This window comes from Prosthecobacter fluviatilis (assembly GCF_042655725.1).
Lineage (GTDB): Bacteria > Verrucomicrobiota > Verrucomicrobiia > Verrucomicrobiales > Verrucomicrobiaceae > Prosthecobacter > Prosthecobacter fluviatilis.
This window is the reverse complement of record NZ_JBHSMQ010000010.1, coordinates 72,131-87,371: the sequence shown is the minus strand read 5'-3', so window position 1 is coordinate 87,371 and position 15,241 is coordinate 72,131. Positions and strand designations below refer to the sequence as shown.

At 60.5% G+C, this 15,241-nt stretch carries 12 protein-coding genes; 8 read left to right on the top strand and 4 right to left on the bottom strand.

Annotated elements, in window-relative coordinates; genetic code table 11:
- The first annotated feature begins 3 nt into the window (after positions 1 to 3).
- From ACFQDI_RS21250 to ACFQDI_RS21225, 6 genes are all read left to right on the top strand, one after another.
- On the top strand, positions 4 to 873 hold the full coding sequence (locus tag ACFQDI_RS21250; RefSeq protein ID WP_377170685.1) for a TonB C-terminal domain-containing protein: 870 nt from the start codon (positions 4 to 6) through the stop codon (positions 871 to 873).
- A gap of 7 nt (positions 874 to 880) precedes the next feature.
- Positions 881 to 2,101 carry a hypothetical protein gene (locus ACFQDI_RS21245; protein WP_377170682.1) on the top strand — a complete coding sequence of 407 codons (1,221 nt, stop codon included), beginning with the start codon at positions 881 to 883 and terminating at the stop codon, positions 2,099 to 2,101.
- A gap of 30 nt (positions 2,102 to 2,131) precedes the next feature.
- Positions 2,132 to 2,614 carry an OmpA family protein gene (locus ACFQDI_RS21240; protein WP_377170680.1) on the top strand — a complete coding sequence of 161 codons (483 nt, stop codon included), beginning with the start codon at positions 2,132 to 2,134 and terminating at the stop codon, positions 2,612 to 2,614.
- A 95-nt stretch (positions 2,615 to 2,709) separates the two neighbouring features.
- Positions 2,710 to 5,439, top strand: a complete 2,730-nt coding sequence (locus tag ACFQDI_RS21235) for a PVC-type heme-binding CxxCH protein (RefSeq protein WP_377170678.1) — start codon at positions 2,710 to 2,712, stop codon at positions 5,437 to 5,439.
- Positions 5,440 to 5,516: 77 nt separating this feature from the next.
- Positions 5,517 to 6,659: a hypothetical protein gene (locus ACFQDI_RS21230; protein ID WP_377170676.1), complete on the top strand. Its 1,143-nt coding sequence runs from the start codon at positions 5,517 to 5,519 to the stop codon at positions 6,657 to 6,659.
- Between the two features lie 555 nt (positions 6,660 to 7,214).
- Positions 7,215 to 7,622, top strand: coding sequence for a hypothetical protein (locus ACFQDI_RS21225; protein ID WP_377170674.1), 408 nt, complete (start codon positions 7,215 to 7,217; stop codon positions 7,620 to 7,622).
- A 7-nt stretch (positions 7,623 to 7,629) separates the two neighbouring features.
- Here the strand turns inward: ACFQDI_RS21225 and ACFQDI_RS21220 are convergent, their stop codons facing one another.
- The 4 genes from ACFQDI_RS21220 to ACFQDI_RS21205 all read right to left on the bottom strand — a co-directional run bounded on the left by ACFQDI_RS21220 (position 7,630) and on the right by ACFQDI_RS21205 (position 12,958).
- Positions 7,630 to 8,280 carry a C40 family peptidase gene (locus ACFQDI_RS21220; protein ID WP_377170672.1) on the bottom strand — a complete coding sequence of 217 codons (651 nt, stop codon included), beginning with the start codon at positions 8,278 to 8,280 and terminating at the stop codon, positions 7,630 to 7,632.
- A gap of 438 nt (positions 8,281 to 8,718) precedes the next feature.
- Complete coding sequence (locus ACFQDI_RS21215; RefSeq protein WP_377170670.1) at positions 8,719 to 9,468, bottom strand: ABC transporter ATP-binding protein; 750 nt, start codon at positions 9,466 to 9,468, stop codon at positions 8,719 to 8,721.
- On the bottom strand, positions 9,468 to 11,276 hold the full coding sequence (locus ACFQDI_RS21210) for an efflux RND transporter periplasmic adaptor subunit (RefSeq protein ID WP_377170668.1): 1,809 nt from the start codon (positions 11,274 to 11,276) through the stop codon (positions 9,468 to 9,470). The genes ACFQDI_RS21215 and ACFQDI_RS21210 overlap by 1 nt, the downstream gene beginning before the upstream one ends.
- Entirely contained in the window at positions 11,273 to 12,958 is a 1,686-nt protein-coding gene (locus ACFQDI_RS21205) for a TolC family protein (RefSeq protein ID WP_377170666.1), read from the bottom strand. The genes ACFQDI_RS21210 and ACFQDI_RS21205 overlap by 4 nt, the downstream gene beginning before the upstream one ends.
- Before the next feature lie 144 nt (positions 12,959 to 13,102).
- On the opposite strand from ACFQDI_RS21205, the gene ACFQDI_RS21200 reads away from it, so the two are divergent.
- Positions 13,103 to 13,777 (top strand): sigma-70 family RNA polymerase sigma factor, encoded by a 675-nt coding sequence (locus ACFQDI_RS21200; RefSeq protein WP_377170664.1) that lies wholly within the window; start codon positions 13,103 to 13,105, stop codon positions 13,775 to 13,777.
- A 40-nt stretch (positions 13,778 to 13,817) separates the two neighbouring features.
- Complete coding sequence (locus ACFQDI_RS21195) at positions 13,818 to 15,215, top strand: N,N-dimethylformamidase beta subunit family domain-containing protein (RefSeq protein ID WP_377170662.1); 1,398 nt, start codon at positions 13,818 to 13,820, stop codon at positions 15,213 to 15,215.
- Positions 15,216 to 15,241 lie beyond the last annotated feature (26 nt).

Here is a 15,241-nt window from a genome sequence, read left to right as displayed (position 1 = left end):
AAGATGAACCGTAAACGTCCCACGACGCTGGAGCCGATCTCAGCAGCGGTGTTTGTCATCGTTTCGCTGCATCTGGGGGCAGTGTTTGGCATCTGGTGGTGGTGGCAGAATGTCGGCAGCCTCCAGCGGGATGCCAAAGCCCCGCAGCTTGCATGGATGCACCCCGCAGATTTTAAGTCGCAGGTGCCGCCCCCTTCCTCAAAGCCCCAGCCCAAATCAGCAGCCGCAGCTCCACCCAAAGCAAGCCAGGAGCCCCCGGCCACACCTCCCAAGCCAGCCACGGAGGCTCCGGTGCAAAAAGCCACTCTCATCGCCGCCCCACCTCAGCAGCACCAGATGGAGCCGGTGCCCAACCCCGCCAGCGCCCCCCTGTTTGCCGGCGGAGCCGCCCCCGCAAACAAGCCCTCTGCCAACCGCAGCATCACGCTGCGCAGGGCCCAGGAAAAGCGCGCCACCCCCACCATGTTCGGTGCACCTGTTCCACCAATGACCAGTCCCACGCTGATGGACATCGCCCGGCTCAATGCCCTGCGTCCCTCGGCGCTGCCCGCGCCCAACACCCAGCCGTCAGCCACGGTGGAGCCGGACCTCGACGTCATCGATGAAGCGGTCAATGCCGCCTTCCTCTCCAGCTGGACCGCCCCCCCCATCGAAAACGTGCCTGAGGGCCAGCGTGAAGGGCGCCTGAACATCTCCATCGGAAAAGACGGCACCGTCCTGAAAGCGCAGATGAGCAAGTTTTCAGGCTCTCACGTGCTGGACCAGTCCATCCTCGAGGCAGCCGCAAAAGTGAAAAAAATTTCCACAACCCTGCCTTCTAATTACTCCAAAGACAGCTACGATCTGGAACTGAATTTTCTTCTGCTGCCCTGACCCCCGCATGAACGCCCGCGCGCTGCTCCTCACACTCACCCTCGTCGTATGCCACGGCACGCGGGCGGACGCAGGCGTCATGGACAAGCTTCGCGGCCTCCTCGGCCTGGGCTCAGGCAAGGGCAAAACCGAAGAGGCCAGGAAAGTCATGCCTCGCATCCGTGTCGGCTCATTTTCCGGCGGCACCGGCTCCAGCGCCCGGCAGACTCTGCATAAGGAGTTGCTCGACTCACGTGAGTTTTTTGTCGCAGGCGATGACGAAAAGGCCGATTTTACCGTCGAAGGCACTTCCGTCGGCGGACGCGTCACTGGCAAGCTGCGTGATGCCAAAGGCAAAGATCTTTTTCAGCGCAGCTACGCAGCACCAGGACTGGACGAAAATCTCAAGGCCCTCACCGACGACATCATCTACACCATCACCGGCCGCCCTGGACTGGCCACCAGCCGCATCGTCTTTGTGAGCGATGTGAGCGGCAAGCGCCAGATCTACATTTGCGACGCCGAAGGCGGCGAAGTGCACCAGGTCACACATGACAAACATGCGGCGGTATCCCCCTCCCTTTCGCCCGATTCCTCGATGATCGCCTTCACCAGCTATCGCAGTGGATTTCCCATCATCCGTCTGCTGGATGTGAATGTGGGCTGGGAACGCGGCGTGACAGACACCCCCGGCAGCAGCTTTGGCTCGGCCTTTTCCCCTGATGGCACCCACCTTGCCGCAGTGATGAGCTTCATCGGCAATCCCGAAATTTTCGTCAGCGACCTCAACACGAACACCGCTGCCTGTGTGAGTGATTCCGTCGGCGCCCCCTCCAGCCCCTCCTGGCATCCAGATGGTCGGGAGCTGGTCTTTTCCAGCGACGACGGCGACGGCCCAAAGCTGTACATTGTCGAAGTGCCGCAGAAAGAAGGCGCTTCTTCGCGTCTGTTCCGCTGGCGCACCGGCTACCACTTCTGCACAGATCCCGAATGGTCGCCCGACGGCCGTCACATCGCCTTCACGACACGCACCAGCGGTGAATGGGCCGTGGCCGTCAAACCCTACCCAAATGGCCGGGTCCATGTCGTGCAGGCAGGTGGCGCAGAGCACCCCTCATGGAGCCCCAACGGACATTTCATCACCTACGTTCAGCATGGCGAGCTCTTTGTCCATGATCTCCGCAGCGGCAACCGTCGTTCCATTCTGCGCGGTTACGGCCGCATTACCGAACCGCGCTGGATGCGCTGAGCCATGACGATGAATGCCGCACCGCCAACGATGCCCCGCCTAGCCGCCAATTTTTTGAGCCCCCTGGCACTCTGCCTCCTGCTGGCCTCTTGCAGCAGCATCCCGATGCCGTCGTTTTTGCACGACCCCTCGTCCGAAGCCGTCGTCTATGCCCTGGGGCCCAGGGATGGCTACACCTCCCCGTTGAGTGACAGCCTGAAGCCCGCCTGCCCCGCCCTGGTTTTTGAGCATCCTGACTTTCAGCTCACTTCTGCGCATCAGCAGGCCCTGAGCCGCCTGGCGCAGGAAATGGCAAAGAACAAAAAAGCCCGCCTGCTGGTTGCGGGGTACACACCGCCGAATCTGCCGCCTGACCATGCCCGCTCCCTCTCTGAACGCCGGGCCCTTGCTGTGCGGCAGCGTTTGATCGAACTCGGCCTCGAGGCTGCAAGCATACAAACCGTGGGTTTTGGAAACGACTTCTCCCCCAGCGGTCCGGCCTCGAATGTGGTGGTCATTTACACCCAGGGCTAAACCTCGCATGGGAGCCGGCATGGGCTGGTAAAATCAGCTGTTGGGACTCGTCGCAAGATCGACGTTTTGCGCTCGTTCCCTCAGCCCCCCCAATCATGCCCAATCGTCAAAACCTTCTCGTCGCCCTCGCCTTGGTCGCGCCGTTTGCTCTCATGTCTGCAAACCCGGACAAACCCGCCAAGGCCAAAAAAGAAAAAGCCCCCTTCGTCGCCGGAAAACCCGCATTCACCCCCGACCCGGAAATCCCTGCCTTCGAGGCCTCGTCGGTAAAGCCGGATCATCTTGAACCCGGCGCGTTCAAGGTGCCCGAAGGCTTCGAAATCACCGTGTGGGCCACCTCCCCTCAGCTGTTCAATCCGGCAAACATGGACGTGGATCATGCAGGCCGCATCTGGGTCACGGAAGGCGTGAACTACCGCCGCCACTCCGGCCGCAGTCGGGAGGGCGACTGCGTGCGTGTGCTGCAAGACACCGACGGCGACGGCAAATGTGACAGCAGCCACGTCTTTGTGCGCGAAAAGGAACTCGAATGCCCGCTCGGTGTCGCTGTTTTTGACAACGTCATCTTCGTCTCCAACGCACCAAACATCATCAAGTACACGGATGTTAACCGCGACTTGAAGTTCGACCCTGCCGTGGACAAGCGCGAGATCTTCCTCAGCGGCTTTGAGCAACCCCAGCACGACCACAGCCTGCACAGTGTCTATGCCGGCCCTGACGGCCGTTTGTACTTCAGCAACGGAAACTGCGGCGCGGAGTTCAGTGACAAAAGCGGCCGCACCTTCCGCATCGGCGGCGCCTACCTTAACAATCCCTATGCCGGCGCCAAAAGCGACGACGGCCACGTCTATGTCGGCGGCTTCACCGCCAGCGTTGACGAAAACGGGCATGACGCACGCATCCTCGGTTACAACTACCGCAACAGCTTTGAAGGCGTTCGCACCTCCTTCGGCGACATGTTTCTCAACGACAATGATGACCCGCCCGCCTGCCGTGTGAGCCATCTCATCGAAGGCGGCAGCTTCGGTTTTTTCTCCCGGGACGGCAAGCGCCAGTGGCGCGCAGACAAACGCCCGGGGCAGAGCATCCCCACCGCCGAATGGCGGCAGGAAGATCCAGGCAGCATCCCTGCCGGTGACGTGTATGGCGGCGGCGCCCCCACCGGCATGTGCTTCTATGAGAACGGTGCGCTCGGTGAAAAATGGAGCGGCCTGCTGCTAAGCTGTGAAACTGGACGCAACGTGGTCTTTGGCTACCTGCCAAAACCGGATGGGGCAGGTTTCAAGCTGGAGCGCTTCGACTTCTGCACCACCAATACCACCGGGGTGTTCAAGGGCAGCGACTTTGTAGGCGGTGCCAAAAACCTCTCGGATGAACGCCACACGCTCTTCCGCCCTTCGGACGTCTGCGTGGGAGCGGATGGAGCAATCTACATCAGCGACTGGTTTGACAAACGCACCGGCGGCCACCAGGACACAGATGAGACCTGTAGCGGCACGATCTACCGCATCGCCCCCAAAGGCTTCAAGCCCAAGGTTCCGGCCCTGGATCTGAGCACCGTCAAAGGGCAGATCGCCGCTCTGCAATCGCCCGCCACGAACGTACGCCATGTGGCCTTTGCACGTCTGAAAGCAGCCGGAGACATCAACATGCCCGCCGTCCAAAAGCTGCGCGAACATGCCAACCCTTACATCGCCGCGCGCGCAGAGTGGCTGCTCGCGCAGCTCGGAGAGCCGGGGCTGATCAGTGCGAGGGTGTGGCTGGAATCTGAGGATGCGACAAAGCGTCTTGTGGCGTTGCGTGCGATCCGGGCTGCGACGAATGACTGCATTGAGATTCTCAGCAACCTGACGACTGATCTTTCGCCGATGGTGCGCAGCGAGGTTGCTGTGGCGCTGCGGGATGTGCCGGCTGCGCAAAGTGTGGCGCTGCTGAGCAAGCTTTCGCACCACATAGACGGGAGCGACCGCTCCCTGCTCGAAGCCTGGGGCATTGGCTGCACGGGCAAAGAGGAGGCTGTGTGGTCAGCCCTGAAGCCTGAAGGCTCCTGGGACGATGCTTTTGCGCACATCACCTGGCGGATACATCCGGCGAAGGCTGTGTCGGATTTGGCAAAAAGAGCCGCTGATGGCAAGCTTTCAGCCGAGCAACGCAAGCTTGCCCTCGACACCCTGGCGTTCATCCCGGAGGCGAGCGCGGCCAAGGCGGTGCTGGAACTGGCCAAGGACAAGGAGTCCCCTCTTCATGCGGATGCCATGTGGTGGCTGATCAAGCGGAGCACGGACGAATGGTCCGCCTTTGGTGTCGCGGAAGCCTTGAAAAAGGAGGGGGTCTTTGATCCTGAGAATGCGAAGCTGGTGACCATTGCGACTCCTCCCGCGATCCCCTGCACGGTAAAGCTTGAAGATGTTCTCAAGCTGAATGGCAATGCCAAAAACGGAGCGCAGCTCGTCACGCGCTGTGTGATGTGCCATCAGATCAAGGGCCAGGGGGTGGAGTTTGGCCCCAATCTGGAAGGCTGGGGCCGGAGCCAGCCGAGCGAGATCATTGCCCAGGCGCTGATTGAGCCGAGCAAGGACATCGCCCATGGCTACGACGGCCAGGAGATTGTCACCAAGGATGACGTGACCATTCATGGCATGATCCTCACTGAAGGTGACATCATGATCATCCGCAGCATGGGCGGGCAGAATCAATATGTGGCGAAGTCACGGATCAAGCGCCGCCGCAAACTGGACCAGAGCATGATGCTCAACGCCACACAGCTGGGGCTGAACGCCCAGGATGTGGCGGACATCGTCGCGTATTTGCGTACCGGGAAATAATCGACGAACATCGAAGCTCCCGATGCTGTCGTATTCTCCGAATGCCAGCCCGCCCCCTAGCCCCCTTTCATAGCATCATGACATTTTTCCGCCTTGGTCTCCTTGCCGCCGCCATCAGTCTCAGCAGTTGCAATTCCACCGCGCCTGAGCCTCCTGAGTTCAAACTTTCGGCCGAGGCCCTTGGCAGCAAGTATCCCGCCATGCGCAAAACTGGCGCTGTGCGGCTCTATGCGCAGAAGATTGACACCACCAAGGACGCCTGGGGCCGTGAAACCCATGTGGCCAGCGGTGGTGCCGTGATGGTCAAGGACACCTCGTCCCCCATCTGGGCGCTGGCTCCCGGCATTTCAATCACTCCAGAGTTCTCCGAGGCTCTCGGCAAAGCGACGGTCAAGAAGAACGACCGTCTCTACATTGGACAGAACGACTCCGCGAAGATCCGCATCGACGGCGGCGCCATCGTTCCTGAAGGCGCTGTGACGGTCAGTAAAATTGCGGATGGTGCCGCCGCCGCAGAAGCCAAGGCCAGGGCGGAAGCCAAAGCCAGGGCCAAGGAAGAAGCCAAGGCCCTAGCCGAGGTCCAAGCTAAAAAGGAGGCTGACGAAGCCGCAGCCAGGGCTAAAGCCGATGCAGAGGCCAAGGCTGTGGCGGATGCTGAAGCCAAGGCCAAGGAAGAAGAGGACGCGAAAGTGAAGGCAGAAGCCAAGGCGAAAGCCAAAGCAGAGAAAGCCCTGGCAGATGCCGAAGCCAAAGCCAAGAAGGAGGCCGAAGCTGAGGCCAAGGCGGCAGCCAGAGCTGAGGCCAGAGCGAAGGAAAAAGCCGAAGCCATGGCCAAGGCAGAGGCCAGAGAGGCTGCTGCGGCCAAAGCTCTGGCCGACAAGGCGAAGGCCCGGGAAGAAGCTGCGGCACAGGCTGCTGCGGAGAACGCCAAAGCCCAGGCGGACGCCGACATGAAAGCTGCGGCTTACGCCAAAGCGGAGAAGGCCAAGGCGGAAGCCAAAGCCAAGACTGAAATGGCCAGCGAGGCACCGGCCAAGCCCAAGATTGCATCCACCGCCGAGAAGAAGGTTTCTGCTGCATCCAAGCCGAAGGCCAAGGCCAAGGTCGCCGCCTCATCCAAGCCGAAGCCGAGCCCGGCTGCACCGGCCAAAGCGGCGCCAGCACCAGCGGTGGACCGCACACGCCTGCTGAATCTCATGAGGGAGCCCACGGAGCGGTAGATGCGCCTGCATTTGTGTGAAGGCGGATGACAGGCAGGAATGAGGCTCGGTTAAGGCGGGATGTCGTTTTTCCTGGGGCTGACACCCGTCGTTATGCCTGCGTCAACGCGACAGCATCTGGGAGAGTGGTCGTGACTAGGTTTACGCGGGCTGGAGGGCAGTTTCAGTAGGAAGCGCATTCCAGACCAACTCTCAAAAGTCTTGTCCCATTGCCCGGACGGCGAAGCGGCTCCATTGGCTGCGTTAGCCGCTTGCCTGTTATCTTCAAATAGCAGGCAGCGCTCCCGCCTTGCCATTGAGGCCGCTGCGCTCGCCGATTCAATATGACCCTCCTTTCGAGAACTGCTCCATACCCCGCGAAAGCGGTGGCTACGATGCATGCTTGCGCCTTGCATCTGCGCGACCACGTTGATTCGCTCGGCGCACCCTTCGGGCAGCCTACGGCTGTCTATTTGCCTTCGGCGGTCTTCGACCCGCTTCGCTCCGGTTCCAAAACGCTGTCGCGTGGTCTTGCATAACCAATCTCCAAAGCCCACCAGTCATCCTGCCGTTCCAATGAGACTGCTGACCAGATTTCTGCTATCGACCGCCCTCTGTTTTGAGCTTTCTCAATGCAGCAGCTTTACTTCACGCCAGGTCGAGGCGGACTCGAAGCCGACCCCCATGGATTGGAGCGGAACCTATGACTTCAATGCCAGTGACAGTGATTTTGATTCACACCTGACCATCCGCTTCCGTCCCAATCGGGACGCATCAATGCCGACGAACTGGATGGCTGATGGCACCATCATCAATCGAATCATCCATCAGAAAATAACCTTCAAACAAGGACTGGTGACCATGACTGAAACCGGCCCAGAGATCTTTTGCATCCAGATGCAGATCACGCCCGGACTCAATGATTCAGGCAAGAAAGCTTTCTGGATTGATGGTCGGATGCATGTCAAAAACATGAAGCCTTGAGCCTGCCTCAAAACGCCCAGCGGAAGGGGGCGTTGGGGATGAGCTTGGACTTTGGATAGGCGGAGATGCGCACCTGGTTCTGGGAGTTGCCGCTGAGGAGCCAGACGTTGGTGGCGTCCTGGGCATGGAGGAAGCCAATGTGGCCGCTGCTGGCCTGATCCACCGTGAGGGGCTGGAGGATGCAGATGGCGCCGTAGGTGGGGACGACGGGACGCCCCCAGGACCACCAGTCCGAGACCTTGGCGCTGCCCCGTGGCTGATAACCGGACTGCCACACACACCAGTTTACAAAGGCGGCACACCAAGCGGTTTCATCATGGAGGAGACTGCCGCTGATGCCGCAGCTCTGAAGGTATTCAAGAATGCGGGGATTGTCCGCCGCGCCCGCCCACTCGCGCACGCCGACTTCCATGATGGCGATCTGCATCCATGGCGGAGGTGCGGCAAAGCTGGTGGGGGCTGTGGCGGGTGCCGATGAACTGTCAGGAGCGAAAGAGCCCTGGCCGCTGACATTGACGATCTGGCCGGGAAAAAGAACCTTCCAGCTGCCCCATTGAACCAGACTTGGATTGAGCTGCTGGAACTGATCCAGCGACATGCCAAAAGAGGTGGCAATCTTGGTGGGATTATCCCCTGGCTGAACGGTGTATTGGGCCATATGCACGGAATGATGAGCCCGTTTGCAAAAAAAACCACTGATGTTTAAAAAATCAGGAGATCTTGATATTTTATGGTGGTCCTCAAAAGCCAGTCATGCCATGCCGGTGGTGAAAGAGTCAAGGCTGCTGGCGGAGGCATCGGATTAAAGCTGAAGAGAAGCCTAGGACTCAGGGTGCGCTGTGGTGTCATACGCCTGAAATCCACCGAGGGCAGCCACCCTCTTTTCGACGTTCCAAGGACGGCGCACCTTTTTCAGCGCCTGCGACGCGGCAGACCCGAAGCTTCGGTCCCGACGCAGCGGGGCTTTAGCAGGTCTGCGACATGCGGTGGTGCTGGGTGCAGAGCAGGCGCTGGGAGAAACGGGCAGGATTGCCCGTGCTACTTGGGCGGCGATGGAACGGCCCCCATGGTGGAGGTGTGCGCCTGACTGTCATTTTCAGGCAGCCAGCCCGTAGTGCTGGCCGATGACCTTGCCGCGGAGGCGGTCGGCTTTGGCGCCGGCCTGGTCGTGCTCGATGACGCCGTCTTTGAGGCGGATGATGCGGGTGCAGCGCTGGACCATGCGCTCGTCATGGGTGACGAAGACGAGGGTCTTGCCCTGCTGATTGAGGTCGTCGAAGAGATCGAGGATTTCCTTGCCGGACTTGGAGTCAAGATTCCCGGTGGCTTCGTCTGCAAGGATGACGAGGGGGCTGTTTGACAGGGCACGGGCGATGGCGACACGCTGCTGCTGACCGCCGGAGAGCTCGGTGGGCTTGTGATGGAGGCGATGCTCCAGACCGACCTGGGTGGCGAGACGTGTGCCGGTTTCGAGCATTTCAGACTCCTTCGCGCCGCCGTAGTACATGGGCACGGCGATGTTTTCGATGACGCTGAGCTGCTGAATGAGGTTGTAGCTTTGGAAGATGAAACCGAGATTTTTGTTCCGTGCGGCGGAGAGGTCATCGTCCTCAAGGTGAGCCACGTTGAGGCCACCGAGGTAATAGTCCCCCGTGGTGGGCTGGTCGAGGCAGCCGAGGACATTGAGGAGGGTGGACTTGCCGCAGCCGGAGGGGCCCATGATGCAGACGTACTCACCGGGATAGATGGAGAGCGAGACGCCCTGCAGCACATGCTGGAGAGTGTCCCCCATCTGGTAGCTCTTGCAGATGTCCACCAGCTTGATGATGGGCTCAGTCGCGGGCATCACGGTTTGGCCAGCGCCACGGCTTTTTCCTTGGGCTTGGAGGGTTGGGATTTTTGGGGGGCGCCGGTCTCGGACTCGGGCTTGCCAGTGGTGCCCATGTCGGCCTCGGCTTTTTTCGGCAGGGCGAGGGCGACGGCTTCGCCGCCCTTGAGCCCATCACGCACTTCGATGAACTCGTCATTGAAGAGCCCGGTGCTGATCTCCCGGCGTTCAAGGGAACCGTTGTTGCTGACGTAGCAGAAGTGGTGATCCTGCTCGACCTCGATGGACTGGACGGGGACGTAGAGAACGTCTGCGAGCTGGTCGACGATGATCTCAACCTTGGCGTTCATGCCGGGCTTCATCCAGGGGTGGTAACCGTTGATGTGGATGGTGCAGGGATAGACCTTGAGGTTGGGCGTGTAGCGGCTGCTGCTGGAGTCCGGGAGGACGGCGAGCTCTGCGACGCGTCCGTCAAGCTCCTTGCCCGGCTCGGCATCGACCCGGACTTTGACGGGCTGGCCGATGCGAACCTTTTTGATCTGGGATTCATGCACATTCACACGAACGCCCATCTGGCTCATGTCGGGGATGGTGAGCAAGGTCTGGCGCAGGCGCACGGTGGCGCCTTCCTCGATGCTGTTGTTGTAGTTGTAGGATGAGCTGGCGTTGAGGTCGCCGTAGGCGACGAGGCCTGCCTGAGGGGCCTTGATGACGCAGGCCTTGAGCTGAAGCTCGAGGTTTTCACGCTGGGCGAGCTCCATTTCGTAGCGGCGTTTGGCGGTGCTGAAGCGGGTCTCGGCCTGGGCCATGCGGGAGCGATTGGCGCGGATGGTGCGCTGAAGCTTGTTCAAGGCTTCGCGATAGGCGGCGAGAAGGGTGGCGCACTGCTTGCTGAACTCGTATTTTTTGAAGAGGGCGAGGGCGGTTTCGGAGGTCTTGACGGAGAGCTGCACCTTGTCATAGCTGACGAGGTCGTTTTCCATCTGGGCGGCGGTGACGAATTTTTTTTCCGCGAGACGCTTAGAGGATTCCACCTTCTGCTTGGCGAGCGCGAGCTCTGAGCGGTGGAGGAGGAGGTCGTCCTCCAGCTGACGGAGCTTCTGCTGAGCCTCACCATCGCTCTGGGCCTTTTGCTCCAGGAAGGGGGAGAAGTCGATCATTTCGCTCACCGGGGCGGGAAGAGCGGCCTTTTTTGGGGTGCCGTCCTTGGCAGATGAGTTGCGCTTGGCGATGGCGGCCTCCGTGTTGACGGTGGTGTTGGCCTGGGTCTCAAGGACGTCGGCGTATTTTTCAAAGGCCTCCACATCGGGGGGCAGTTTGGCGGCGGTGAGGATGGCACCGGTGACCTCGCGGCCCAGGTATTTTTCAAAGTCCATGAGGGCAAAAATGGCGACCTGCTTGGTGTCGCGCACCAGGGTCTGGTTTTCGCTTCTCTGGATTTCGCGGTTTTCGTCGGCATCGATGTAGTTCGAAACCGTGGTCTGGAAGTCGATTTCGTGGGTCTCGATCTTGGTCTTGAGGTCGGTGCTGTCGAGCTCGATGAGGACCTTGCCGTCTTTGACGTCCTCTTCCGTGATGAGGTAGCCCTCGGGGATGAGGCTGAGGATTTTGGTGGGGATTTCGATTTCGCTCTTCACCTCATTGTTGTGCAGAGCGCGGATCTCCCCGCCCTGAAGGACGCTGATCTCCAGAGGCCCACGCTGGACGATGCGGGTAGGGACTTTTTCAGCCGCAGCACCACCTCCAGCCAGACTCCACCAGCCGACAACAGCCAGAAGGCCGAGGCCTGCGATGATGATTCCTTTGTTGGATTTTCCCTTCTTCATTCTCCTTTTGGCTTCTCCTTGTTCAATACGTCCACCCACCCGCCGTCTTTCTCAATGAAGAGAACTCCCATGTCCCGCCAGAGCCTGAGGCGCACGAGAGTGTGGTTGATGGAGGTGGAAACCATGAGGTTTCGGGTGGTGTTCATGTCGCGCTGGGCGTCGACGAGGTTGATGGCGGTGCCCATGCCTTCGGCGTTGAAGGCCTCCTCCACTTCGAGACGGGAGGTGCTGATTTCCATACCGATCTTGGCGAGTTCGTACTGCTTGCGCGCAAGCTGGAGATCGCGCCAGCCGGTGCGGACGTCGCTGCGGATGTTTTCCTCGGCGAGGTCGAGGGCACGTCTGGCCTGCTGCTCTGCCACGATGGAGGAGCGGAGCAGGTTTCGTTCAGGCTTCTGATTGAGGTTGAGGTCTGCATTGACGCCCATGCCATAGCTGCGGTTGCGAGGGACGAGCCTGAAATCGTTGTGGTCAGGATTGTCGAGCATGTTGTAGTTGACCAAGGCATTGACGGAGGGCAGGACCTGCTGTTTGGCGATGAGCACTTTCCGGCTTGTGTCCTCGACCTGATCTCGCAAATTCCAGAGATCGAGGCGGTTGTTCATCGCGATGGTGATGGCTTCTTCGAGGGTTCCGGGGGAATCGATGATCTTCAAACTGTCCTTGTCCTTGTAGTCGAGGACGAGGCGCTCAGTGACGGGCAGTCCGAGATTGACCTTCAGATCATCCAAGGCCTGCTCATAGTCGCGGATGGCGCTGATCCAGGAACGCTCGAAGACGATGCGGGACTGCACGAGACGGTAAACGGAGGATTTGGTGCTGTTGGCGGCATTTTCCTTCTGCATGGCCGTTTCACGAGCGACCACGAAGTCAAAGGCCTTGAAGGCGAGGTAGGCGTTGCGTGCAGTTTCACGGGACTGGATGACGCCGAAGTACTGGGTGGCGATGTCCACAGCAAAGGATTTGCGATACTGGGCGAAAGTGCGGATGGCGTAGAGCACGCTGCGCTCACTCTGAGTGAGGACTTCGGAGGCGGAGAGATAGCCGGCCCCGCTGAGCAGCGGCTGGGTGAGGGAGAAGCCGAGCTGGGAGATGCCGCTGTCCTTGCCGCCGGTGAAGAAGCGGACGAAATTGGTGGTGAGATTGGTGGCCAGCAGCGCTCCTGTGCGGGTGAGGGCGGAGAAGCCGAGATTGCCGGTGGTGGTGAGGGTGGAGGTGCGGACGAGATTGTTGATGCCGGTGACCGCATCCGTGCTGGCCTGAGCGGTGGAGCCTCCGCCGGACATGATGGGGCCATACTGCTGCCGGACCAAGGTGAGATTCAGTGCGGCGAGATAGACGGTTTCCTTCTGAACGAGGTAAGCGCGGTTGCGATGGACGGCGAAGTCCAGGGCTTCAGCGAGGCTGACCACGCGTGCATTCTCCTCCAGGTAGGCCCTGTCCCCCAGGAACTCCTCCTTTTTCATGTTTTTGCGGAGTTCCTCCATCTTCACCGGCGGAGGCGGGGTGATATTCAAGAAGGCCTGTCCCGAGTTGGGCACCTTGCTGGCTTTTTTGCGCAGGATGGCGTACGTTTCCTTGTCCGCCCACTTCTTGTAAAACCCCGTGCTGCAGGCACTCAAACCCAGCGCCACAAGCGTGAGGAACGCGACGGCAGGCTGGGAAGAATGGTATTTAGGCATAGGAAATCTGTCCGGCTATGGGGTGGTTGGGCCGGGGAGGGTGGTTGGGGGGGACATCAATACGGGCCTCTAAAGGTCGATCTATCGCCGGGATGACAAAACGTCGTTGCCACCACCCAAGGCACCGTTACTGTGGACACCCGCATGTCCGACCTCCCGAAAGTCGCTGAAACTGAAGAACTCCTCAAGGAGACGTCTGGCTCTCCCCCGACGCGGAAGACGCTGATTGAGAAACTGGACAACTGGGATGACTGGGCGAGCTGGGACGAATTTTACCGGACCTATTCGGGTTTTGTCTTTCACGTGGCCCGCAAAACCGGCCTGAGTGATGACGAGGCGAGTGATGTGGTGCAGGAGACTTTCATCGGCGTGGCGAAGAACCTGCAGAAGAAGAAATTCGACACGAGCCTGGGCTCCTTCAAATCTTTCCTGCTCAACCAGGCACGGTGGCGCATTCTGGACCAGTTCCGCCGCCGGAAGAAGCAGCAGAGCCGCGAGGCGAACCTGTACGCGGATGAAACGGACGAGCGGCGCACGGCACCGATCGACCGCTGTGCGGACCCGAACGGGGTGGCGCTGGAAAAACTGTGGGAGAAGGAATGGCAGGACAAGGTGATGGACATCGCGCTGCGCCGGGTGCGTGCGCTGGTGTCTCCGCGTCAGTTCCAGATTTTTTCGTGTTACGTGCTGAAGGGCTGGAGCCCTGAGCGTGTGAAGAAGGAGCTGGGAGTGAACGCGGCGCAGGTGTACCTGGCGAAGCATCGCGTGGGACGCATTTTGAAGCGTGAGGCGGCGAAGCTGGCTGAGGCGGAGGAGTGAGCGTCTGAAAGCCTGCGGGGGTGGCTGCCGTAGCGGTCTCATGCGCCGCATCATCGCCCTATTTCTAGCTGTCACGTCCCTGCAAGCCGCTGAGCCGGTCTCACTGTACATTGAAGGCTACGCGGGAGCGCGCAGCATCGCGCAGGGCGAGGAGATCGGCATCCATGTGAGCACGACGGCGGCGAAGTATGAGATCGAGGTGGCGCGACTGGGGGCCAAGCGGGAGGTGGTGTGGAAGAAGTCGGATGTGCCGGGAGCGGCGTATCCGGTGCCGGAAGATGCCTCCGCGAACGGCTGCCGCTGGCCGGAGAGTGTGCGCGTGCCGAGCACGGGGGCGTGGAAGAGCGGCTATTATGAGGTGGTATTCCGTGCCGTGGATGCGGGAGGGAAATGGACGCAGCGGGGGAAGCGCACGGCGGAGAGCAGCGCGTGGTTCATCGTGCGGCAGGCGAAGCCGGGGGCGACCTCGAAAATCCTGATGCAGCTCTGCACGAACACGTACAACGCGTACAACAACTGGGGCGGCTTTTCGGTGTATGCGTACAGCAGCCTCTCGAACAACCAGGGACACCGGGTGAGCTTTGAGCGGCCCGGCCCTTCGCAGTTCAGCCGGTGGGAGCTGCCCTTTGTGCAGTGGGCGGAGAAGAACGGCCATGAGCTGGAGTTTGCGGCGAATGACGACCTGGAGTTTCGCCCGGAGATGCTGGCAAGCTACAAGCTGGTGCTGAGCGTGGGGCATGACGAGTACTGGAGCACGCCGATGCGTGACCATCTGGAGGCGTGGATCGGCAAAGGAGGGAATGTGGCCTTTTTCAGCGGGAACACGTGCTGCTGGCAGATCCGCGCCGAGGACGAAGGGCGCGCCTTTACCTGCTGCAAGCAGAACTACCACCTGGACCCTGTCTTTGCGACGCGTGACTTTAAAACGCTGAGCACGGCATGGAGCCACCACCTGCTGAAGCGGCCGGAGAATGAGCTGACGGGGGTGGGTTTTCTGTGGGGCGGGTATCGGAAGAGCCATGGGCAGTTCATGACCGAGCCAGCAGAGTATGAGGTGCACAGGCCGGAGCACTGGGCGCTGGCAGGCACGGGCCTGAAGAAGGGAGACAAGTTTGGCGGCAAGGACACCATCGTGGGGTATGAGTGCGATGGCTGCGAGCTGAACTGGAAGGACGGCCTCCCCTTCCCGACGTGCAAGGATGGCACGCCGAAGACTTTTGAAGTCCTGGCGACGTGCCCGGTGCGCTGGCACCCGGATGACGCGGAGTGGTATGAGCAGTGGGAAAAAGGGCGCACGGGGGCGGCCTGCCTGGGTGTGTACACACGTGGCGGCACGGTCTTTACCGCTGCGACGACCGACTGGGCCCATGGGCTGCAAGGCGGAGATGCGGCGGTGACGCGCATCACGCAGAATGTGCTGGAGCGGCTGTCAAAATAAGATGGCGGGCGCGATGGTGAAAGCGT